The organism is Oceanobacillus sp. FSL K6-2867, from assembly GCF_037963145.1.
Classification (GTDB): Bacteria; Bacillota; Bacilli; order Bacillales; family Amphibacillaceae; genus Oceanobacillus.
On sequence record NZ_CP150144.1, the window covers coordinates 2,566,430 to 2,590,730 of the forward strand.

The following is a 24,301-nucleotide window of genomic DNA, read 5'->3' on the forward strand; positions in this document are numbered from 1 at the left end:
GTAAAAGATGAAATTTTCTAACGTCAATCCAGAAGCATATTACGTGTGGAAAAAGGGATATAATTCCAAGTAATCTCTTGAGGAAAACTGAATCATATCAAAATGGCATTAATCATATAAAAAAATATAAAAAAAGTGATTAAAACTTTAATTCCTTGGTATGACTGGGTTTATACAGTGTAAAACTTCCATAAAAACTAAATGTAATCGTTTTCAAAACCGTTAAAATGTAATCAGAATTTTATGTTAACATAATTTTTATGATATAATATCGAACACAATTAAAGTACCTGTTTTGAAATTGGTTCTTAGATTGTGGCAAATAAAAGAAAGGAGCTGTTGTGATGACAAGGAATGGATTACCAAAACCGCAGGGTCTATACCGGCCAGATTTTGAACATGAGGCATGTGGTATAGGCATGATTGCGAATATTAACGGCAAGAAAACCCACAATATTGTCCAAAACGCGATTAATATTCTATGTAATTTAGAGCATCGTGGAGGACAATCTGCAGACACAAGCACTGGAGACGGAGCAGGAATTATGACACAAATACCTGACCGATTTTTCCAAAAGCAGTGTGCGAAGGAAAATATTGATCTTCCACGAGAAGGAGATTATGGGGTAGGGATGGTATTTTTACCTCGTGACAGACAGCTTCGTATGACGTGCAGAAAAATAATCGAACGTATTGTGCAAGAAGAAGGGCAAGCCTTTTTAGGCTGGCGTCCTGTCCCTACAAATGAATCCTTCATCGGTATTGTCGCGGCGAAAAGTATGCCCACAATCCGTCAATTTTTCATCCAAAAGTCGGATGGTATAAAAGATCAAATGGCCTTTGAACGTAAACTCTACGTAATTCGGAAATGTATTGAGAGAGTCGTAGCGGAAGAACAGCAATACGAGGATGTCTATGTTTGCAGTTTATCAACACGTACGATTGTCTATAAAGGAATGCTTATTCCAGAACAATTAGATGCTTTTTATATTGATTTGAATCATCCGGAGTTTAAATCTGCTTTAGCACTCGTGCATTCACGCTTTAGTACGAACACTTTTCCTAGCTGGAAAAGGTCTCACCCAAATCGATACACCATACACAATGGAGAATTTAATACGTTACGCGGAAATGTAAATTGGATGCAGGCTCGTGAAAAGCTTTGTCAGTCTGAATATTTCACCGAAGAAGAGCTGGAAAAAATCCTGCCTGTGCTCGATGTTGATGGCAGTGATTCATCCATTTTTGACAATACCTTTGAATTTCTGCATCTATCAGGGAGGTCACTCGCACACAGCGCAATGATGATGGTTCCGGAACCATGGTCGAATGATGCGATGATTCGCGAGGAAAAGCGCGATTTCTATGAGTATCATAGTACATTAATGGAGCCGTGGGATGGACCGGCGGCACTTGTATTTACCGATGGGAATCAAATCGGAGCATGTCTGGATCGGAATGGACTTCGCCCTGCAAGGTATTATGTAACAAAGGATGGCATGATTGTTCTAGGTTCTGAAGTAGGGGCATTGGATATTTTTGCGGACGACATTTTGTATAAAGATCGATTGACACCAGGGAAAATGCTGCTCGTGGATTTGGAAAAGGGTGTTATTATTCCAGATGAAACGATTAAGATGCAAATTGCATCTGAACAGCCTTATAAGAAATGGCTGGAAAATAAAATCAATCTGGAGGATCTGGCGGACGCGCATCAGAAAGCGCCATTGTATGGTGGGGAGGAATTAGTCCAGCAACAATTAGCATTTGGCTATACGCGTGAGGAGCTAACTAAAATTATGAAGCCGCTTGTATCGGATGGGAAGGATCCGATTGGTTCCATGGGCTATGACTCTCCGCTCGCTGTATTATCGAAAAAGCCGCAGCTTCTGTATAACTATTTCAAACAGCTCTTTGCACAAGTAACGAATCCACCACTGGATGCGATTCGGGAAAAAATTATTACGATGGTTGAAACAACAATAGGAGCGGAAGGAAATCTTGTCGATCCTACAGCAGAAAACTGCAGACATATTCGGCTGAAAACACCAATTTTACGAAACGAGGAACTTGAGAAAATTCGTGAACAGCAGCTGGAGGCATTTCGGACCATAACACTGTCTTGCGTTTTCGAAGCGCAAGAAGGGCAAGGGAAAATGGAAGCGGCTCTCGAAGCTTTATTTGATAAAGCGGATTCGGCTATCGATGCAGGAGTTACATTACTGATTCTCTCAGATCGAGGAGTATCAGAGGATAAAGCAGCGATTCCTGCATTACTAGCTGTATCCGGTTTGCATCATCATTTAATTCGTAAAGGAATTCGAACAAAAGTAAGCCTGCTTGTAGAGTCTGGGGAACCCAGAGAAGTGCATCATTTTGCTGCATTAATTGGATACGGAGCAGAAGGAATTAATCCGTATCTAGCACTAAATACTTTTACTGATTTAATGGAAAAAGGTGAATTGGAAGCTGTTACGGAAAAACAGGCACACGAAAGATACGTAGCTTCCGTTACAGACGGGATTATTAAAATCCTATCGAAAATGGGTATTTCAACGATTCAAAGCTATCGTGGTGCACAAATATTTGAAGCGGTCGGTATTCATGATGATGTGATTGACAGGTATTTTACTGGAACAGCTTCACGACTTGGCGGGATTGGCTTGGATATGATTGAGAAAGAAACGCTAATAAGACATGATGTTGCCTTCCAAGCGAATCAAGTAGGGAATCATAACTTGCCGGCGGGAGATGAGTTCCAATATCGTGAAAATGGTGAAGATCACCAGTATAATCCGAGGACGATTCAAACATTGCAGCATGCTGTCCGCAGCAATGACTATGCACTGTTTAAAACATATTCGAACATGTTAACGGATGAAACGAGTAATCTACAATCCCTTCGTGGCATGGTCCGTTTTAAAAAGCGTACCGCCGTGCCGATCGAAGAAGTTGAACCAATAGAAGAAATTGTTAGGCGTTTTAAAACAGGAGCCATGTCCTTTGGGTCGATTAGTAAAGAGGCACACGAATCCTTAGCAATCGCAATGAACCGCCTCGGTGGCCGGAGCAATACAGGAGAGGGCGGAGAAGACCCGAATCGTTTTATCCACGATGAAAATGGTGATTTGCGAAGAAGTGCAATCAAGCAGGTTGCCTCGGGACGTTTCGGGGTAACGAGTAATTATTTAGTTAATGCCGATGAGATTCAAATTAAAGTCGCTCAAGGGGCAAAACCGGGTGAAGGTGGTCAGCTGCCAGGAGAGAAGGTATATCCGTGGGTAGCAGAGGTTCGTGGTTCCACCCCTGGTGTTGAGCTAATCTCTCCTCCGCCACATCATGATATTTATTCGATTGAGGACCTTGCAGAGCTGATTTTCAATTTGAAAAACGCTAATCCAAGTGCTCGTATTAGTGTGAAGCTTGTTTCAGCAGTTGGTGTCGGAACGATTGCAGCAGGTGTTGCCAAAGGTCGTGCTGACCATGTTGTAATTAGTGGCTATGATGGCGGCACAGGTGCTGCGCCGCGCACAAGCTTAAAGCATACAGGGCTGCCTTGGGAAATTGGTCTAGCTGAAACACATCAAACGCTTCTTTTAAATGGATTGCGTGACCGAATTACCGTAGAAACAGATGGGAAAATGATGACAGGCAGAGATGTAGTCATTGCTTCCTTACTAGGTGCAGAGGAATATGGCTTTTCAACAGCACCTCTCGTTGCGCTTGGCTGTGTCATGATGCGCGTTTGTCATTTGGATACATGTCCAGTAGGGATTGCGACGCAAAACCCGGCATTAAGAAAGAAATTTAATGGTGACCCGGAGCATGTTGTTAACTTTATGCGATTTATTGCTGAAGAAACAAGGGAACTAATGGCAGAGCTTGGCTTTCGAACGATTAATGAGATGGTTGGAAGGTCGGATGTACTCGAAGCAAACAAGCTAGACCATTGGAAAGCGAAGGACTTAGACTTATCTGCCTTGCTCTATCGTCCAGAGCTATCATTTGAGATTGCGCATTATGCAACGAAATCGCAGGATCATGGAATTGAGAAGACGCTTGATTATCAAGAGCTTATACCAATTTGCGAAACAGCAATTGAAGAAGGAAACCCAATTGAATTTACCGTTGCTATCCGAAATATTAACCGAGTTACAGGTACACTTCTCGGTAGTGAAATAACAAAACGCTATGGTGAAATGGGCTTGCCGGAGGATACGATTAAATTGAATTTTAATGGATCTGCTGGTCAAAGTTTTGGCGCATTTATCCCGAAAGGAATGGCGCTTAACCTTATTGGTGATGCTAACGATTTTGTTGGTAAAGGGTTATCCGGAGGTAAAATTATTGTCAAAACAGCTCCGTCTGTAACGTTCCGACCGGAAAAAAATACGATAATCGGAAATGTAGCATTTTACGGGGCATCGAGCGGTGAAGCTTATATTCGTGGGATTGCGGGCGAACGATTTGCAGTAAGGAACAGTGGGGCAACAATCGTCGTAGAAGGTATTGGTGATCATGGCTGTGAATATATGACAGGTGGAACAGTTATCATCCTTGGTGGGACTGGAAGAAACTTTGCTGCAGGAATGTCTGGTGGCGTAGCTTATGTGTTTGATGAGGACAGCACATTCCGTAATCGGATTAATCCTGCCATGGTAAATGTCGGCAGGATCGATTACCCAGAGGAATTAGATGTCATTTATCAACAAATCGAAAAGCATATTAGCTACACAGACAGCGCACATGCTACACGTATACTTGCTTATTGGGAAAGTTATTCTAAGCAGTTTGTCAAAGTTATTCCAAAAGCTTATGTAAGAATGAGAGAACGAATTAAAGACTTGTTGGATAGTGGTTTAGATAGATTGGAAGCAGAGATGACTGCTTTTGAGGAAAGCAAAGGTAACGTTGCAGACAAGAAGAATAGGAAAATAAAAATTATGTAGAGGTGCGTGTCAGAATAATAAAAGGAGGGGGCATTAAATGGGGAAAGTAACTGGATTTATGGAATACGAACGGAAAGCTCGTCCGGGAAGAAATCCTAAGGAGCGAATACAAGACTGGGATGATTATACGATACCGATGACAGACGAAGCGGTACAGCAGCAAGGAGCACGTTGCATGGATTGCGGCGTGCCAACTTGCCATTCTGGTATGGAAATTAACGGAGTAACCTCAGGGTGTCCCGTTTACCACCTTATCCCAGAATGGAACCAGCTCGTTTACGAAGGGAAATGGAAAGAGGCGCTAGACCGCGGACATCAGATGAATAATTTTCCCGAATTTACTGGGATCGCATGTCCGGCACCGTGTGAGGGGGCATGTGTCCTTGGGATTAATGAACCAGCTGTTGCTATCAGGACGGTGGAACGTTCGATTATTGAAAAAGGATTTGCTGAAGGGTGGGTAGTTCCCGAACCTCCAAAAATTCGTACAGGGAAGCGCGTTGCTGTCGTTGGTTCAGGACCAGCAGGACTTGCCGCTGCAGCTCAATTAAATAAAGCAGGGCATTCCGTAACAGTATTCGAGCGTGATAAGCGTGTTGGTGGACTACTAACTTATGGAATTCCAGAAATGAAGCTTGCATATGAGGTTGTAACAAGACGTGTGGCGATTTTAGAACAGGAAGGCATCGAATTTGTTACCAACACAGAGGTTGGAAAAGATGTAACAGTCGATGAATTAAAAGCTGATTTTGACGCAACCATCTTATGTGGCGGTGCTGCTCTCCACCGCGATATGCCAGTTGAAGGTGGTGATTTGAAAGGTATTTATCCTGCCATGAACTTTTTACATGCCAATGTGGAAAGCTTGCTTGATTGCAATTTAGAGGATGAGAAATATATTTCTGCCGCGGATAAAGACGTTATTGTAATTGGTGGGGGAGATACGGGAACCGACTGCTTGGCAACGTCTGTAAGACATAATTGCAGGAGCCTCACACAGTTTGATATCTATGAAAAGAAGAACTTACTAAGGGATGAAGAGGCAAATCCATGGCCACAATATCCAAAGATCCACCGTATCGAATATGGACATACGGAAGCAGAAGCGTATCAAGGTGAAGATCCACGGGCGTATGCCGTACAAACAACGAAATTTGTTGGTGATGAAAATGGTCATGTAAAAGAAGTGCATACGATAAACGTGAAAACACGCTACGAACGCGGGAAAAAGATTCGTGAAGCAATTCCAGGAACCGAAAAAGTATGGCCAGCGGACCTTGTACTAATTGCCATCGGATTTAAAGGACCTGATCAAGATTTGATTAAGCAGTTGCAGGTAGAAACTACGAATAGCACTACTGTAAAAGCAACCTACGGCAAGTTCACAACAAATGTGGAAGGTATATTTACTGCTGGGGACATGCGCCGCGGACAGAGTCTGATCGTATGGGCGATTAACGAGGGGAGAGCAGCCGCAAGAGAATGCGACCGCTACCTGATGGGAGAAACGAAACTGCCATAAAGGAAGCAGGAAGGCATGCTGTAATTGTGCAGCATGCCTTTTGGTGTGTTTAGGGTTATATTGTGAATTGGGATTAAACGTATGATTAAACGGTAATAATAATATTGGGGAAAAAGTGTTGTGCGGCGGAGCGTTTAATTAGGTTCATAGAGCCATTATGGAGCATTATAGAGCGGTATCTCCAGCAAAAACCATTTGCTACGAAAGGTGAGATAGAGTAATATGTACTATAGAAAGAAGTAGCAATGAAGCGAAATGAGGGTATACAATGAGTAAAACATCCATTTATGGACTGACATATAAGCAACTTACCGAATGGCTCGTTGAGCGTGGTGAGAAACGTTTCCGCGCTGATCAGGTTTGGAATTGGTTGTATAAAAAGCGGATTTCCAACTTCAGTGAGATGCGAAATGTAAACAAAGACACCATTGAATTGCTGGAAGAGAACTTTGTTCTGCATACACTTGGTGAGGAAATCAGACAAGAATCGAAGGACGGTACCATCAAATTTTTATTTAAACTATCTGATGGTAATTTAATCGAAACGGTTCTCATGCGTTTCCCTTATGGATTATCTGTCTGTGTAACAACGCAAGTAGGCTGTAATATCGGTTGTACATTCTGTGCAAGTGGTCTGCTGCCAAAAAGCCGTGACTTAACAAGTGGAGAAATCGTAGAACAAATTATGAACGTGCAAAAGCATTTGGACACGAAAGGCGAAGGCGATCGTGTGAGTCATATCGTTGTAATGGGGATTGGTGAACCACTCGATAACTATAAGAACTTAATGGACTTCCTGTATGTTGTGAATGATGATGCTGGTCTGAACATTGGAGCAAGACATATAACGGTATCTACAAGTGGACTTGCCCACAAAATGTATGAGTTTGCAGATACAGACATCCAAGTAAATCTTGCTTTATCTTTACATGCACCAAACAACGAGCTTCGTTCCCGAATTATGAAAATCAATAAGGCATTCCCGATTGAAAAGCTCATGAAGGCAGTTGACTATTATTTAGAGAAGAAGAACCGAAGAATCACGTACGAGTATATTATGTTAAGAGATATCAATGATCATAAAGAGGAAGCAATTCAGCTTGCTAACCTAATTAAAGACCATCGACACCTAGCATATGTAAATCTAATACCGTACAATACGGTTGACGAGCATAGTGAATACCAGCGAAGTGAATCTAGTTCAATCCAGCTATTTTTTGAAACACTGAAAGCAAGAGGGATTCATTGTGGTGTCCGTTGGGAAAATGGCGCCGACATTGATGCAGCTTGTGGACAACTAAGAAGTAAACAAATAAAAAAATCAAAAGCAATGTAAATAAAACAGCGCCAAGTCAGACTGGCGCTGTTTTATTTTATATCCTTTCAATAATTTCTTTCGCGGATTCACCAGAAACTGCTTTATCTTCCATCACTGTAACTTGATTTCTCCCAAGCCTTTTGGACTCGAGGAGCAGATCATCAGCATGAATATATGCTTGTTTCATAGAGAGTTCATGATTAGTTTTGAAATAATACATACCAAATGAGGCTGTATAAAAAATAGTTGTATCCTCACCTTTATACTCCGATAGTGCTGGATTAGTCTCTACTTCATAATTTATTCGCTTTAAAAGCGCAACAGATGAAGGAAAATCGCGATTTGTTAAGATAATGGTAAATTCCTCCCCGCCGCTCCGGAATAAATAGTCCGTTTCATCCAGGTTATTTTTTAATGTTTCGGCGAAGTGTTGAATAACAGCGTCACCAACAGTATGGTTAAAGGTATCATTAATGTTTTTAAACGTATCAATATCAGAAACGATAATTGCAATATTTTCTCTCGTTTTATCAAACTCATTCATAATTTTATTCATATAGCTGCGATTATGTGTTTTTGTTAAGAAATCTGTATAAGCCATGTGTTCAAAGCGGTCCCGTTCGATTTTATGCTGCATGTTTTGATTTTTAATCGCAGCAGATCGGCCGACAAGATAATTGAGCACAAATAGGGCGATAACTACTTCCCATTGCTTTTCTATTAGGAAAATAAACAGTAAACCATTGGATAAAGCCATTTTAAGCGTATCAAAAATACTTCTTCCTTTTATAATGGCGATTGCTTCTGTACTTGTTTTTATATTTCCTGTGAGAAGAAAAATTGAAAGTAGCAGGATAGACGAAAAGAAGTCCGTAAGTGTTGCTATCGCAATAATTAATCCCCAGAAACCAAATGGTATTCCTTCAACGAATGGATAAAGTGCGTAAAATATGTAATAGCCGGATGTATGAAGGAGGGCAGGACCTCCAATATTATAAAAGGTATGTAAAAATTCATCCTCATCTGCAGTACCATTTTTCTTACGATGCAAATAAATATAAAAGCGATTCACCATTTCAAATAGAAACAAACCTAATGGGCCTGTTATTAAAACGAAGGAAAATCCATAGGAAATACTATAGTCAACATTGACATTACCTGTTCGGACAATTGTTTTTAAATGAGAATAAAGCGGCGTAAAGAGAAGATATACTAGAAATATTTGTGTATACATGGATAAATCTATATTAATCGGTCCAGATATAATAGAAACAGTTAATGAAATCATAAAGACAGCAATAATATAACCTTTCAGCCTGTTCATTAGTAGCACTGCCCTCCAACAGAAAACAATGATTTTGTCTAACTGATAAAATAGTAATAGGTTTATATACCTATTACTATTTTATTTTACCATAATCTAGCGAAATATTGTGAAAAAACATAGATTTTTGTGCCGCTTTTTCCAATGGTTGTAAAGGTAATTATTCGTTTTTTAATTCGATTGATGCATTTGATAGTATTATGTTTCGCTAAAATAAAGGTATAAGGAGGGGAGGGGAACCTAGATATAAATTTTAAAATGTCATAGTTCTACGCAAATATGTAAAAATAGGACTTGATTACAAAAATGCATACATGTATACTTTAATAGTAAACTTGTACACAGTAAAGAAAACATGTAAACAAACACGTACACATGTTTATATATAAGTGATTGCAAAATGTATACAAGTACACAATAAAGAATACATAAATAGTCTTATTGTATATAGTGCGAAAAAAGATTATTCTATAATTGTATGGAAATAGGAGAGGGGTTTTACAAAAATGGTGAAATCAAGAATTGCAGCAGTGGACGTTGGAAACGATGCACTGAAAGGAAACTTTGGTAAATTAGAAAATGAATTGTACATTCCGAACGTGATTGCACCTGATCTGGAAGATCGTCCTGTAATCGGGATTGAAGACTTAGATGAGAAAGAGGTATTGGATAATATTCATATCCGTGTACACTCCCCTGCTTTAGATGAAAATAATATTGTATATCGAGTAGGGAATCTCGCAACAAAAACAAACAATTCTCAAGAACTTGATCCAGGTAGCAGTAAATCAGAAGAAGATCAAACATTGATAATGCTTTTTGCTGCATTGGCATTAGATGCCGTATCTGCAAATGACTTTAAAGCAAAAAATGATGTAATCGATGCGACATATACATTAGGGACAGGCCTTCCTTTAAGAGAAGTAAAGGATGGAAAAGATGTTGGCTACCGTTCACAATTATTAGGATCTGTACATCAGGTGGAATTTCTTGTTACTCCAAAGCACCAAGGTAAAAAAGTAAATATTAAATTTGATGAAGTAAAAGTATATCCAGAAGGATTTGCGGCATATGTTAATTTAATTATGGACAATGATTTAAAAGTTATTAATAAAGAATTGATTGATAAGCAAATTTTAATTCAGGATATTGGCGGATTATCAACAGATATTGCTGTTATTCGAAATCGAAATGTCGATGATGATAAGGCGCAAGGGTTCAACCTGGGTGTCTCTGAGTCATTAGAAGCAATACGTGAAGAAATCAGGTCACGACATGGTGTGGAATTGGACAGCCGTCGCGATGTGGTTGATATTATTACTCGAAAAAATGATCGTCACCACATTATGGTTAGAGGTAGCAGAACAAATGTCCATGATATTACCGATCACATACTGCTTGATTTGGCGAAAAAAGAATATCGCTTCCTAAGAAATGTCTGGGCAAAAAACTCCCAATCAGAAATTTGCTATTTTGTAGGCGGAGGATCTGCAGTATTGAAGGACTACATTAAAGCATTAAATAATAAACTCGATGGCTACAATATCGAATTCTTTGAGGATGAGAATGAAAGCATCTGGATGATGGCAAATGCGTATTATAAGTTGATCACCGATTTTAGTCGTAAAGCAGAAAAAGATACAAAGGAAGAAAAAACGACAGAAAAAGCAAAATAAATAGGGTGAGATCATGTCGAAAAATAGTATAGAGCGTGGACAATCGATCACATTTCGTGTTCCCTCTGATACACCTGATTATCTATTAAAACAATTGCAGCATTTGAAGGAAACAGAGCGCAGAAACTTTTCCAGCACGATTGCGGGTTTTGTGCTTAAGGGGGCGGCTGAAACCTTCAAGCGGGAAAGGGAAACAATTACAATCCCCTTGCCAAAGCAACTAACAAAAGAGCAAAGAAGCTGGCTTAAGCATGAGCATTCAGAGGCGCTCATCGGCAGTCTGCTACATCAATTATTAAGTGATCCACTCCGTGCGACAACTTTGTTAGCTGGACTGAATCGTAGTGTCGAGGATTTCGATCAAGCATCATACATTCAAGAAAAACCACCTGAAAAGCCAGAGCGCAAGATGGGTACAGAAATTGACTTGGATGATTTGAACCTCGACGGTCTGGATATACATGAAGAAGAAATACCGGAAGAGAAAGAGGACGAGGATCCATTAGGCGACTTCTTTGCAAGTATGAACAAATAATTGGAATAAATAATAATCATGATCATGATATCGAATAGGATGAAAATCTTATTCGATATTTTTTTATCCCTAAAAACTTTTTGCTTATGAAAAAGGTATATATAGTAAAGACCGATTGAAGAAGGGGGTTATGCTGTTGGGCGATCAGGAAGCAAGACTCATCAAGAAAATAAAAAAGGGGAATCAGGGAGCATTCAAAAAGCTCTATGACATCTACGCCGATTATTCATTGCGAACAGCCTACGCCATAACAAACAATACAAGCGATGCATCTGATATCGTTCAGGAAACATTTATAAAGGTATTTCGAAACATTGATTCCTACGATAGTAAGAAGCCATTTAAACCATGGTTTTATCAAATTTTAGTCAATGAATCAAGAAGGTATATGAAAAAGAAATCGCAGGAAGCAATCAGTGTTGAATCCGAGCAATTATTAGACCATTTTAATCAACATGAAACGGAGCTGCAGGATTATGAACAACTGGAAATGGCAATGGAGCAGCTGGGTGAGCAGCATCGAACAATTTTAGTTTTAAAGTATATCAATGGCTTCTCGGAAAAGGAATTAGCCGACATGCTGCAATTAAATATCAATACAGTTAAGTCGAGGCTGTATAAAGCAAGACAAAAATTAAAAGCAGTTATAGGGGGTGCCAAAGATGAGTAGAGACAACTTAGATAAGAAAATTGAATTATTATTACAGCAACAGACAGAGGAAGCCACCCATTTAAAAGAGGAAACGTGGAATAAAATCAGTGATGAATTATTTCATAACTCATCCGCATCCAGTCACACAGTAAGAAAGAAACTGAATAAGAAATGGAGAGGATTGGTTGTTGTGGGATTAAGTACAGCTGCAGTAATTACAATACTGTTATTCGGAACGCTGACAGATCAAGGGCAAGCGATGTTCCGTAATTTAAAGGAAATGTTTGTGGAAGAGAAGCAGGAGGAAATTGAGCTAGAAGGACAAAAAGAGGAAACTAATGTTCAGTTGGAGACAAATGAGGAATTGCGCTACATCATTTACGTTGATGAAGAGCGTTATAAAATGGTTGAGGGAGAAGAAAGTGACCGTATTGAATTGATCGAACCACTGGAAGATAGGTATCCAGATGTTTACATGGAAATAACTCGAGTCGATGATACAACAACCAATGAAGTCGTTGCTGCGATTAAAGCTGAGATTGAAAATGACAAAGAGATGGAATTGAGAAGAGAAGAGCGGGTAACAGAGCCGATTGAAGCGGAAATGATTCAAGGAATGGGACTTGAATATACAAATGATGCAGGCAAAACAGGACATCAATGGGATACGCCAATCCACCGGTATTATGTTACTGACGAGGATGAAGGGCAAGTGTTTGTAATTAAGCAAGTATACTTCCTGGAGGCAGCTGAAGGTCATGGAGCAAGATTTCATTACATGCTGGAAAGCTTTAAAGTAGTTAAATAATTGGTGGATTTGTAGATACATTGCTAAATGAGGAGGTCTGAAGAACTTCTAGTAGATTATCAATAAGCAAGTCATGACGTTTTTCGTTTCATGGCTTGCTCTTTTTATGCTGGATAAGCTGGAAAAGCACTCAAACTTTATGCTGAAAATAATAAACTTTAAATGGTTATAAAGAACTGGTAATTAAGTTTTGCAAAGATGCCATTAAAAGCTGATTAAAAAGGCTATTATGAAGTTTTAAAAACCTATCGCAAATTAGTTAATTGTATGCTATAATCACGTTTAAATATTTAGAAAATAAAAATAGCAAATGGGGGAAACAAATGTGAAAAAGGTAATGATGCTACTAGCAATAATTGGGATAGTTGTATTAACTGCTTGTGGGTCTGACGATGCATCTGGATCAGATGACACGACATCTGAAGGTGGAGATACATATACAATCGGTGCAACACAAATCGTCGAACATCCATCACTTGATGCAGCATATGAAGGGTTTCAGGAAGCGCTGAAAGATGCTGGGCTTGAGGTGGAATATGATTTTCAAAGTGCGCAAAATGATCAAAACAATGTCAAGCCGATCTCAGATGGCTTTGTAGCAGACAGCGTTGATTTGATATTCGCTAACTCAACGCCGAGTGCTCTTGGGGCGCTGCAAGCAACAAGTGATATTCCGATTCTCTTTACATCGGTTACGGATGCGGTTGATGCTGGTCTCGTACCATCTATGGAGGAGGCAGGTGAAAATATTACAGGCGTTGTAGATTTACATCCTGATCAAATTGGAGCAACTGTTGAATTCATTAGCACCTATTTTGAAGGGGCAAAGATAGGAATGCTTTACAACGCTGGCGAGCAAAATTCAGTTAAACAGATTGAAACCGTTAAAAAGGCGGCGGAAGGTACTGAACTTGAGGTTGTCGAGCGAACAGTTGCAAATTCATCTGAAGTACAGCAAGCTGCAAATACGCTTGTAGGCGAAGTGGATATTTTTTATATTATTACAGATAACACAGTCGTTTCTGCTTTAGAAAGTGTTATTGGAGTAGCGAATGATCAAGATATTCCGCTGATTGTAGGTGAACCTGACTCCTTAGCAAAAGGTGGATTTGCTACATTTGGAATCGATTACCATACAATTGGATATCGTACAGGCGAAATGGCTGCGGAAATTCTGACTGGTAAAAAGTCGCCGAGTGATATTCCTGCTGAGTACCCACCAGAGATTCAATTGTTTATTAATAAGCAAGGTGCTGAGGAGCAAGGTGTGAAGTGGAATGCCGACTGGGATGATACCGCACAATTCATAGAGTAATTATAAGATAAGTTTTTGGAGCCAGATTATTGTCTGGCTCCCTTCATCATTGGAAAAGTCCCTTATACATATAAGGGATAAACACGGCATTAACGTCACGGGAGGATTAAAATTATGTTTATATCCATGTTTGGAGCTGTTGAATCAGGAGTTATTTATGCCATTATGGCATTAGGTGTTTATTTAACATTCCGTGTACTCGATTTTCCGGATTTAACAGTGGATGGCAGCTTTGTAACGGGTGCATCGGTGGCAGCACTCTCAATTGTAAATGGTGTTCCTCCTATATTAGCAACAATATTCGCACTTGCAGCTGGGTTTCTGGCAGGATGTATTACAGGTTTATTGCATACAAAAGGAAAAGTAAATGCATTGCTTTCTGGAATTCTCATGATGACAGCTTTATATTCTATAAATCTACGCATTTTGGGACAACCTACCTTATCCATGCTTCATGAAACAACTATCTTCAACCAGCTTAATTCCATCTGGTCTTCGACAGCAATTGATGACACGCTGGATAATCTCCTCAGTGTTCTGGGGTTAGACCGATTTCCTTCAACTTGGGGGATTTTGCTTATAATGACAGTTGTAACGATTATTATTAAACTTGTGACAGACTACTATTTGAAAACTGAGGTTGGGTTAGCGCTTCGTGCTATTGGGGACAATAAACGAATGATTCGCAGCTTTTCGGCAAATACAGACAATCTTACTATTATAGGTGTTGGTTTGTCGAACGGTCTTGTTGCATTGGCGGGGGCTCTTATCGGCCAGCTTGGTGGGTTTGCAGATGTAAATATGGGAATTGGTATGATTGTCATAGGACTGGCTTCAGTTATTATCGGGGAAGCATTATTTGGCACAAAGACAATTGCCCGAGCAACACTTGCTGTAATCGGTGGTGCAATCATTTACCGGATAATTGTAACACTGGCACTGCGCGTTGATTTCCTGGAAACAGGCGATATGAAGTTCATTACAGCAGCGATTGTTATTATCGCATTAGTAGCACCAAAAGTTCTCCAAATGCAGAAGGAAAGGAAACGGCGCATCCAAAAACGCAGGCAGCTAGGAGGAGATTCACATGCTTAATGTCAAGAATATATCTGTAACCTTCAATGAAGGTACATTAGATGAAAAGAAGGCGTTAAATAACATTGAACTCGAAATGGCCGCTGGGGATTTTGTGACAGTTATTGGCAGTAATGGAGCAGGGAAGTCGACCTTGATGAATGTCATTTCCGGCAATATTCTTCCAGATGCAGGGGATGTTATTATAGGTGGGAAACAAGTTGTTCATTTACCGGAATATAAGCGTTCTGCCTTTATTGGCCGGGTATTCCAAGATCCAATGGCGGGGACGGCACCATCCATGACAATTGAGGAAAACCTAGCGATGGCTTATTCGCGCAATAAAAAAAGAAGGTTAAAGTTTGGCGTAACGAAGAAAAGGAAAGACATGTTCAAAGATTATTTGAAAACGTTAAATTTAGGCCTTGAAGACCGACTGTCTGCTAAAGTTGGTTTACTGTCAGGAGGAGAAAGGCAAGCCCTTTCCTTATTGATGGCAACCTTTACAAATCCTAATATCCTGCTTCTTGATGAGCATACTGCAGCACTCGATCCATCTCGAGCAGAACTAATTACCTCACTTACCGAAAAAGTAGTAAGAGAGTCAGGATTAACGACCCTAATGGTTACCCATAATATGCAGCAGGCACTAGACCTAGGCAATAGACTAATCATGATGGATAAAGGGCAAATCATATTTGAGGCGAATGATGAAGAGAAGCAGAAATTGACTGTTAAAGATCTCTTGCAGGAGTTCCAGCGGATTCGCGGCCAGCAATTGGAAGATGACCGTGCCGTTTTAAGCTGAATAATGTTTAACGCATTGATGAATACACACGAACGATTCTGATGGGGATAAGTCGTGTGTATTTTTATTTCTGTGACAGGATAACGCTTCAAAAATTTGAATTATCGTTCCCGGTTCAGGTTCTATTAAAGATATGAGAACCTGAACCAAAGGGAAATCGTCGAAATCCGACCGTTCACAGAAAAATGACCGCCGAAAGTGAAGTAGATCTCGGCTGAGGCCCTTATAGTCGAACAGAAACCAGCAAAATCATCCTCATCTTCTTTATTGCCTTAAGGTTTGCTGCATCTAAACACAAAAAAGGCATACAAGCCTCTAAAGAAGCCTGTATGCTTATTCTAATTTAAATTACGCCTTGTGCCACCATTGCATCGGCGACACGTTTAAACCCTGCGATATTTGATCCGATTTCTAAGTTGCCTTCTGCTTCAAATTCTATGGAAGCTGCTAAACAACTGTCATACGTGTTTTTCATGATTTGCTGCAGCTTTTCATCTACTTCTTCAAATGTCCATGACAAACGCATGCTGTTCTGTGCCATTTCTAAAGCTGAAACTGCTACACCACCAGCATTCGCTGCTTTGGCAGGTCCGAATAAGACATCATTTTCTAAGAATGCATCGATAGCTTCTGGTGTACAAGGCATATTTGCCCCTTCAGCAACTGCTTTTACACCATGAGAAATCAGCCTTTTAGCAGAATCTGCATCAATCTCATTCTGTGTAGCACAAGGTAAAGCCACGTCACAAGGAATAGACCATATTCCATTACAGCCCGAAAAATATGCTGCAGATGGATGTTTTTCGAGATAGCACTCAATTCTATCCTTGTTCACTTCTTTGATTTCTTTGATTGTATCTAAATCAATTCCATTTTCATCGTAAATAAACCCATCTGAATCACTGCACGCGACAACTTTTGCCCCAAGTGAAATAGCCTTTTCCATTGCATAAATTGCAACGTTTCCGGATCCGGATACAACTGTTGTACTTCCAAGGATGCTCAAACCTTTGCTTTTTAGCATTTCCTCGACGAAATAGATTGCGCCGTAACCTGTTGCTTCTTTACGAGCAAGACTTCCGCCGTACCCTAATCCTTTCCCGGTTAAGACACCCGCTTCAAAATTACCGCGGATTTTCTTGTATTGGCCAAACATATAACCAATTTCAGCCGCTCCGACACCAATATCTCCAGCGGGAATATCGGTGTCCGGACCGATATGTTTTGCAAGCTCGCTCATGTAGCTTTGACAAAATCGCATGATTTCAATATCTGATTTCCCTTTTGGATCAAAGTCGGCACCGCCCTTACCGCCGCCAATTGGCTGACCAGTCAATGCATTCTTAATGATTTGCTCAAGTCCCAGGAATTTTACAATACTTAAATTTACAGATGGATGAAAACGCAAACCACCTTTATAAGGGCCGAGCGCACTATTGAACTGGACGCGGAATCCCCGGTTCACATTCACTTTACCGTTGTCATCAATCCATGGTACACGGAAAGTAATAACCCTTTCTGGTTCAACCAGCTGCTCCAAAATACCTTTTTCCATATAATGCGGATATTTTTTTAGAATAGGGGAAAGGGATTTGAAGATTAAAGCTACAGCCTGATGAAACTCAGTCTCATTTGGGTTGCGGGAGACAACGGTTGCGTATACCTCATCTAAATAACGTTGTACTTGTTGATCAGTGTCACTTTTCTTACTTAATAAATAAGATTTTGTCATATGGCATCATGCCCTCCTTCATTATAAACCTTCTACACGAAAACAAAATTACAATATACTATTTATTTTACGAAAATTAATTAATCGAAACAATATAAAAAATAGATATAACTAATGCCGTTGTGAGATAATCAAACTTGAGGTGGTAATTTTGGAGCTAAAACAAATTAAGTATTTTATCGAGGTCGCAAAAAGGGAACATGTAACAGAAGCCGCAGATGCAATGCATATTGCACAATCTGCTGTCAGTCGCCAGCTGTTTAAACTTGAAGAAGAGCTCGGAGTCAATTTGTTTATCCGGGAAGGTCGCAACGTCAGATTAACACCGATTGGAAAAATATTTATGGAACATATGGAAAAGGCAATTCATGTAATTGATGAAGCAGAACAGGTTATTAAAGAATATACGGATCCAGAAAGAGGAACGGTCCATATCGGCTTTCCAAGCAGCCTGGCCAGCAATATGCTGCCAACATCTATTTCCGCTTTTCGGGAGGAGCATCCGAACGTAAAGTTTAAATTGAAGCAGGGAACCTATTATGAATTGGTTGAAGCGGTCAAGAAGAGTGAAATTAATATGGCGTTATTAGGTCCAATTCCACAGAATGAGCCGAAATTAAAGGGAACTATTTTGTTTTCAGAAAATATGGTTGCATTACTGCCAGTGCGTCACCCGCTTGCAAATGAACCTGGCATCAAGCTAAATCAATTACGCAAAGATTCCTTTGTTTTGTTCCGTAAAGGATTTATTTTGCGAAATGTTGTTGTCGATGCTTGTAACCAGCTTGGTTTCCATCCTCAAGTATCCTTTGAAGGAGAAGATATTGAGGCAATTAAAGGACTCGTATCTGCAGGGCTTGGTGTAACATTGATTCCTGAAATTACATTAATCGACCATATACCCCATGGAACGGTAAAAGTCCCAATTATCAATCCCAATGTTTCCCGTACGGTAGGAGTCATGGTTTCAGCAGAACGTTCTTTGCTACCTACTGAAAAACGATTCTATGAATTTTTGAAGAACTTTTATATGCGGTTGGAGAAATTTCAAAATTAGTCGTAGAATTAAGTTGCTTTAATTTTTGTTGTATGCTATCGTTGGATACAAGATATGGATAGTGAATATGATGATTAATACTATATATTGTATAATGGGTAAGGTGATCGGGTCTTGTAAAGGAAGTCCATTTCAAACTGAAGCTATCAAAAGCGTGGTAGATTTTTAATCAACTAATATAGCATAACGATAGAAGGATAGTTTGTAAAGGAAATAAGATCAGAAAATCTGCCCTCATTTTTTTGGCGGCTAAAAGATAATCTTGACCATTTTTCATAAGGAATTCATTAATTCGAATCCATTAAAAGACCGAAAGCAATAGGTGTTTACATAGTTTTATATATAGGGAGGCAGTTAACATGATTACAGAAACGAAACAGGATCCAAGTACAATTGAGCAGCTTGTCAAACTAGCAACAGACGGGCTTTCTGTCGAAATTGATCATTTTATGGAGAAAGCATTACGAACCATCAAACCAGAAATGGGGATCGAAAAAGTTGCAGATCGATTAATTAAAATTGCATTGGAAAATATAGATGAAGTAAACCCGGCATGGACATACGTTGCAGCAAGAATTTATTTGCAAGAGCTTTACCGTAAAGCAGGAGAAAACCGCAATTATAATGCGGAGACTCGATATGGATCGCTGTATGAGTTAATTCAAATGTTAACCGATGAAGGGGCATATGCGCCGAACATCATCTCAAAATATACGAAATCTGAAATTGACCACTTCGGTAGCATTATTGAGCCAGATAGAGATCTACTATTTAACTATTTAGGAATTTATACGGTAGCTACACGTTATTTGGCAACCGATCATAATAAAAACATTTATGAACTACCACAGGAACGCTGGATGGTTATTGCTATGTACTTGATGCAGGATGAAGACTCATCTCACAGAACGAAGCTTGTAGAAGAAGCGTACTGGGCATTAAGTAATCTCTATATGACAGTAGCAACACCAACCTTAACGAATGCAGGAAAAACACATGGTCAATTATCAAGCTGCTTTATTGATACAGTGGATGATAGCCTGCAATCGATTTATGACAGTAACACTGATATTGCGAAGCTTTCTAAAAACGGTGGCGGAATTGGTGTTTATATGGGGAAAATCCGTGCGAGAGGAAGCTCCATTAAAGGATTCAAAGGAATGTCCAGTGGTGTTGTGCCATGGATTAAGCAGCTAAACAACACAGCAGTAAGTGTTGACCAGCTTGGTACGAGAAAAGGAGCAATCGCCATTTATTTAGACGTTTGGCATCAAGATATTGAGTCCTTCCTTGACTTGAAGCTGAATAATGGGGATGACCGCATGCGTGCCCATGATATTTTTACAGGAGTTTGTTTACCAGATTATTTTATGGAGCAAGTAGAACAACGCGGCGAATGGCATCTGTTCGATCCACATGAAGTGCGTCAAGTAATGGGCTATTCCCTAGAAGAATTTTATGATGAAGAAAAAGGGAATGGAACATGGAGAGAAAAATATCTAGAATGTGTGGCAAATGAGAACTTATCGCGTAAAACAGTAAATGCAATTGATATTATGAAACGTGTTATGGTATCCCAGCTTGAAACAGGTACACCGTTCATGTTTTATCGTGATGAAGTGAATCGCCAAAATGCCAATAGCCACCAAGGGATGATTTACTGCTCGAACCTATGTACAGAAATTACCCAAAACCAATCACCAACACAATTTGTGGAAGAATACCTTGAAAAAGAAAACACAATCGTGAAGAAATATCAGCCTGGTGATTATGTTGTTTGTAACCTAAGCTCGATTAACTTAGGAAAAGCAGTTCCTGATAATGTGCTTGACCGATTAATTAAAATTCAAGTTCGTATGTTAGATAACGTTATTGATATTAATACATTGCCAATTATGCAAGCAGAACTGACGAACAAGAAGTATCGTGCAATTGGATTAGGAACTTTTGGATGGCATCATCTGCTGGCAAAAGAGAATATTGAATGGGAATCTGATCAAGCAGTAAGCTATGCAGATGAATTGTATGAGAAAATTGCCTACTTAACGATCAAGAATAGTATGGAGCTTAGCAAGGAAAAAGGAAGCTACCCAGCCTTCGAAGGAAGTAAATGGAGTACAGGAGCTTACTTTAAGCAAAAGGGCTATACAACTAACGAATGGGAAGCACTGCAAGAAGAAGTACAGGAGAACGGTATGCGTAACGGTTATTTGATGGCAGTAGCACCGAACTCAACGACAGCGATGATTGCTGGCTCAACAGCTAGTATCGATCCAATTTTCAATGTGTTCTATAGTGAAGAGAAGAAAGACTTTAAGATTCCTGTCACTGCGCCAGAGCTTGACCACCGCACATACAATATATATCGCCGTTCTGCATATATCGTTGATCAGCGCTGGTCTGTTAAACAAAATGCAGTAAGACAGAAACATATTGATCAAAGTATTTCATTTAACTTCTATGTGCCGAATACAATTCGTGCATCGATTTTATTAGATCTCCATTTGCAAGCATGGCGTGAGGGACTGAAAACGACTTATTATGTTCGTTCAACGTCGAATGATGTCGAAGAATGTGAGTGGTGTCAAAGTTGAGGGCGATTATCGCATATTTATCGTACAGTGGAAACACAGCAGAAGTAGCGGAACTGATTGAAAGCAAATTAAAGCGAGATGGTATATCTGTGGATATGCATCGAATCGGAATTGATGCACCATTTGACCCTGAGAGCTATGATTTTGTTTTCCTTGGAACGTTTACTTGGGAAATGGGGAGTACACCAGACGAAGTGAAAGACCTCATACTGGAGATTGGCTATAAACCAGATAATATGGTTGTTTTTGGAACGGGAGATACCCAATTTGGCGGGGATGACTTATTCTGCAAAGCTGTGGATAAGTTAGTGAAATTTTATGATAGTAAGTGGACTGGTCTGAAAATTGAGCAGTCCCCTAGAGGAAGTCAGGAAGAAAAAGTTGAAATTTGGTTGGAAGGAGTACTGCATCATGTCAAGAGCTTTGCTTGAAAAGGCTAAAACTTTGGAGCCGCTGAATCCAAATAAATCGACCGGATTATTCGGCGGAAAATCAAGTGGAATTTTAAACTGGAATGATATTGCTTATCCACATTGGTACAAAATGTATAAACGACTTGTGGGTAATTACTGGCAAGCAGATGAAGTAAATATGTCCAGTGATGTGAAGCAATTCCCGACATTAACAGAAGAAGAGCGCGACGCTTACTTGAAAATAATTGGATTGTTATCCACACTCGATGCGCCGCAAACAAGAACTGCACTCTTAATTTCGTTATACGCAACAGATCCTTCTGTACAATCGATTATGGCCGTGATTGCACAGCAGGAAGCAGTGCATAATGAGAGCTATTCGTATGTATTATCATCTGTTGTTTCATTAGATGAACAAAATAAAGCATTCCAGCTCGGACGAGTTGATGAAGTGCTACTTAAAAGAAATGAAAACTTAACGAAGCAATACAATGAATTTGTGGAAGAACCAACAGTGGAAAACATATTAAAAACATTGGTATATACGTCACTACTTGAAGGTATGTTCTTCTATTCTGGTTTTGCATTCTTTTACAATCTGGCACGTCAAAATAAAATGGTAGGTACATCAACGATGATTAGCTACATTAATCGTGATGAGCTGGAGCACGGACGCTTTATTGGAGAACTATTCCGTGCGACATTGGCAGAGAATCCAGATTACAATACGGCAGAATTTACGGATTGGGTTTATGATCATTTCCGTGAATCGGTTGATTTAGAGATTGAATGGTCAAACTATGTATTGGCAGAAGTAGAAGGTATTGATTTAGATGAAATGGCAGGATATATTAAATATCGTGCAAACAAAATGCTCCGCTTGATGGGCTTAAGTGAAATCTATCCACAACATGTTGATAACCCAATGAAGTGGATCCGTGCATATGTGGATAACTTTGATGGAACCAAAACAGATTTCTTTGAACAGAAATCAAGACAATATACGAAGACAAGTGACCTTAACGGATTTGATGATCTATAAGTAAGAAGGCGCTATCATAGGCTTTCTGTGTTAAGCAAAAATCCCCTTTTATAACCAAAAGGGGATTTTTGCTGCCTATAGCTCATCCAATAAAATAATTTCTCCGCTAACACTATCCACACCATATCCACAGTCTGCTTTCCCGCATAAAATGTAGCAGTTTTGTGCTTTGTCAAAAACATAGACAGGCGTGATTTCAATATGTTTAGCAAGCTTTTCAAACGCCTCTTCTTCAGAAAACTTAGGCTCATCTGCATGCTCAAAATGTTTAAACATATCCACAAGGGCTTGGTTATCCACATAGTTAAGCGCTTCGTAATTAGCACCGTCCATTAAAAGTTTAATCTTCCGGTCAATGACACGCGCATCTGGCTGTGTTGGCCGCAATTCTGCAATAATATATTTTTTTTCACGCCATAATGCGACAAGCTTCCAAGTACAGCTTGCCTGTGGATATTCGCGCTGCATGAAGTTTTGTACCGTTTTAATTGCTTGCTTTTGCTCGTCACCGGCCAGTGGGTCATTTTCTTTTGTTTGCTTTTTAGCAAATGCTTCTTCGACTGTGACCTCTTGTGAAAGATCAATGTCCTTTCTTGCCAAGGGCTCTTCGATTGCTTCATCCCATTGTAAAACAAGATCATGCTGTGTATAGGAGTCAGGACTTTCCACTTGTTCATATGAAATCGTCTTATCTCCATCATTTGTAACGAATATGGTTGTTATTCCATAAATTGCCTTCCATTTTTCCTCGTCTTCCAATGGAATCTCTAACAGTTTCGTCTGTACTTTTGCAATTGGATCAATTTTTTCCGATGTTAATGCAAATGGCTCCCAATTTAATTGATCCTCATTTGGAAAATAGCCGTCAATTGAAAATAACGTTAGTTTATCCACAGCATTGAATTCCATTTGGATTGATCCAGATGGAAATACGGGAATATTATCCACAGCTGCTTGGAAGAACAGTTCTTTATCCTCTTCATGCACTAATTTGAATTGTCTGCCAAACTCCAATCCGGTCTCTTGCTCGATCCATTCAATCGCTTGTTCAGTATTTCCGGCTTCCGGTAAATCAGTCTCAAGGTTGTTCTCACCCTCTACGAAGATAACCCGTCGGATTAACCTGGTGTGAATATCAATATCGATGCTAACCGTTCCTGCAGGATTCAAATCTTCATCTGAAATAACAGCGTCATTTGGAAACCATTCCATATTTAAAACAAAAGATTCATCATTCTGGTCGACCTTCTCACGAAAGATAGAATGCCTTTTTAAATAAAAAACTTCAAGCTTAAATTTATCAGCTGTGAAATCAATTATTTCTTGAATACGTTCGTCCACGTGTAAAACCTCACTTTTTGTGTTTGCCTATAGTATAACATTCTGCGTGGGATATTATATCATGGGACCTTTGTTTGTGATACGGTAACAAGTAATCATGGTGTATGATTTTGGAATATTGCTCTTTACCTTCCCGTTGCG

At 39.6% G+C, this 24,301-nt stretch carries 17 protein-coding genes; 14 read left to right on the forward strand and 3 right to left on the reverse strand.

The window, feature by feature from the left end; all coding sequences use genetic code 11:
- The first annotated feature begins 344 nt into the window (after nt 1–344).
- From gltB to rlmN, 3 genes are all read left to right on the forward strand, one after another.
- The gene (gltB, locus tag NSQ77_RS12615) at nt 345–4,949 is read left to right on the forward strand and encodes a glutamate synthase large subunit (protein ID WP_339226365.1); all 4,605 of its coding nucleotides are present in this window, start codon (nt 345–347) and stop codon (nt 4,947–4,949) included.
- A gap of 37 nt (nt 4,950–4,986) precedes the next feature.
- Nucleotides 4,987–6,471, forward strand: coding sequence for a glutamate synthase subunit beta (locus NSQ77_RS12620; protein ID WP_339226366.1), 1,485 nt, complete (start codon nt 4,987–4,989; stop codon nt 6,469–6,471).
- 268 nt (nt 6,472–6,739) lie between these two features.
- Entirely contained in the window at nt 6,740–7,807 is a 1,068-nt protein-coding gene (rlmN, locus tag NSQ77_RS12625) for a 23S rRNA (adenine(2503)-C(2))-methyltransferase RlmN (protein WP_339226367.1), read from the forward strand.
- Between the two features lie 37 nt (nt 7,808–7,844).
- Here rlmN and NSQ77_RS12630 read toward each other — a convergent pair whose 3' ends face one another.
- Nucleotides 7,845–9,113: a GGDEF domain-containing protein gene (locus NSQ77_RS12630; RefSeq protein WP_339226368.1), complete on the reverse strand. Its 1,269-nt coding sequence runs from the start codon at nt 9,111–9,113 to the stop codon at nt 7,845–7,847.
- Between the two features lie 506 nt (nt 9,114–9,619).
- On the opposite strand from NSQ77_RS12630, the gene NSQ77_RS12635 reads away from it, so the two are divergent.
- From NSQ77_RS12635 to NSQ77_RS12665, 7 genes are all read left to right on the forward strand, one after another.
- Nucleotides 9,620–10,789 carry a ParM/StbA family protein gene (locus NSQ77_RS12635; protein ID WP_339226369.1) on the forward strand — a complete coding sequence of 390 codons (1,170 nt, stop codon included), beginning with the start codon at nt 9,620–9,622 and terminating at the stop codon, nt 10,787–10,789.
- A 13-nt stretch (nt 10,790–10,802) separates the two neighbouring features.
- Entirely contained in the window at nt 10,803–11,324 is a 522-nt protein-coding gene (locus tag NSQ77_RS12640; protein ID WP_339226370.1) for a hypothetical protein, read from the forward strand.
- Between the two features lie 130 nt (nt 11,325–11,454).
- Entirely contained in the window at nt 11,455–11,994 is a 540-nt protein-coding gene (locus tag NSQ77_RS12645) for an RNA polymerase sigma factor (protein WP_339226371.1), read from the forward strand.
- Complete coding sequence (locus tag NSQ77_RS12650; RefSeq protein ID WP_339226372.1) at nt 11,987–12,784, forward strand: hypothetical protein; 798 nt, start codon at nt 11,987–11,989, stop codon at nt 12,782–12,784. The genes NSQ77_RS12645 and NSQ77_RS12650 overlap by 8 nt, the downstream gene beginning before the upstream one ends.
- 325 nt (nt 12,785–13,109) lie before the next feature.
- Nucleotides 13,110–14,099 carry an ABC transporter substrate-binding protein gene (locus NSQ77_RS12655; protein ID WP_339226374.1) on the forward strand — a complete coding sequence of 330 codons (990 nt, stop codon included), beginning with the start codon at nt 13,110–13,112 and terminating at the stop codon, nt 14,097–14,099.
- A gap of 114 nt (nt 14,100–14,213) precedes the next feature.
- Nucleotides 14,214–15,194, forward strand: a complete 981-nt coding sequence (locus NSQ77_RS12660) for an ABC transporter permease (RefSeq protein ID WP_339226375.1) — start codon at nt 14,214–14,216, stop codon at nt 15,192–15,194.
- A complete protein-coding gene (locus tag NSQ77_RS12665; protein WP_339226376.1) occupies nt 15,187–15,981 on the forward strand; it encodes an ABC transporter ATP-binding protein in 795 nt (264 codons plus the stop codon). The genes NSQ77_RS12660 and NSQ77_RS12665 overlap by 8 nt, the downstream gene beginning before the upstream one ends.
- Nucleotides 15,982–16,324: 343 nt before the next feature.
- On the opposite strand, the gene gdhA is transcribed toward NSQ77_RS12665, so the two are convergent.
- The gene (gene gdhA / locus NSQ77_RS12670) at nt 16,325–17,713 is read right to left on the reverse strand and encodes an NADP-specific glutamate dehydrogenase (RefSeq protein ID WP_339226377.1); all 1,389 of its coding nucleotides are present in this window, start codon (nt 17,711–17,713) and stop codon (nt 16,325–16,327) included.
- Nucleotides 17,714–17,864: 151 nt separating this feature from the next.
- Between gdhA and NSQ77_RS12675 the strand changes: the two genes are divergently transcribed.
- The 4 genes from NSQ77_RS12675 to NSQ77_RS12690 all read left to right on the forward strand — a co-directional run bounded on the left by NSQ77_RS12675 (nt 17,865) and on the right by NSQ77_RS12690 (nt 22,819).
- Complete coding sequence (locus NSQ77_RS12675; RefSeq protein ID WP_339226378.1) at nt 17,865–18,770, forward strand: LysR family transcriptional regulator; 906 nt, start codon at nt 17,865–17,867, stop codon at nt 18,768–18,770.
- A 359-nt stretch (nt 18,771–19,129) separates the two neighbouring features.
- Entirely contained in the window at nt 19,130–21,364 is a 2,235-nt protein-coding gene (locus tag NSQ77_RS12680) for a ribonucleoside-diphosphate reductase subunit alpha (RefSeq protein WP_339226379.1), read from the forward strand.
- Entirely contained in the window at nt 21,349–21,795 is a 447-nt protein-coding gene (locus NSQ77_RS12685) for a flavodoxin (RefSeq protein WP_339226380.1), read from the forward strand. Before NSQ77_RS12680 ends, NSQ77_RS12685 begins: the two co-directional genes overlap by 16 nt.
- Complete coding sequence (locus NSQ77_RS12690) at nt 21,776–22,819, forward strand: ribonucleotide-diphosphate reductase subunit beta (protein WP_339226381.1); 1,044 nt, start codon at nt 21,776–21,778, stop codon at nt 22,817–22,819. Before NSQ77_RS12685 ends, NSQ77_RS12690 begins: the two co-directional genes overlap by 20 nt.
- A 75-nt stretch (nt 22,820–22,894) precedes the next feature.
- On the opposite strand, the gene NSQ77_RS12695 is transcribed toward NSQ77_RS12690, so the two are convergent.
- Entirely contained in the window at nt 22,895–24,160 is a 1,266-nt protein-coding gene (locus NSQ77_RS12695; RefSeq protein ID WP_339226383.1) for a hypothetical protein, read from the reverse strand.
- Between the last annotated feature and the right edge of the window lie 141 nt (nt 24,161–24,301).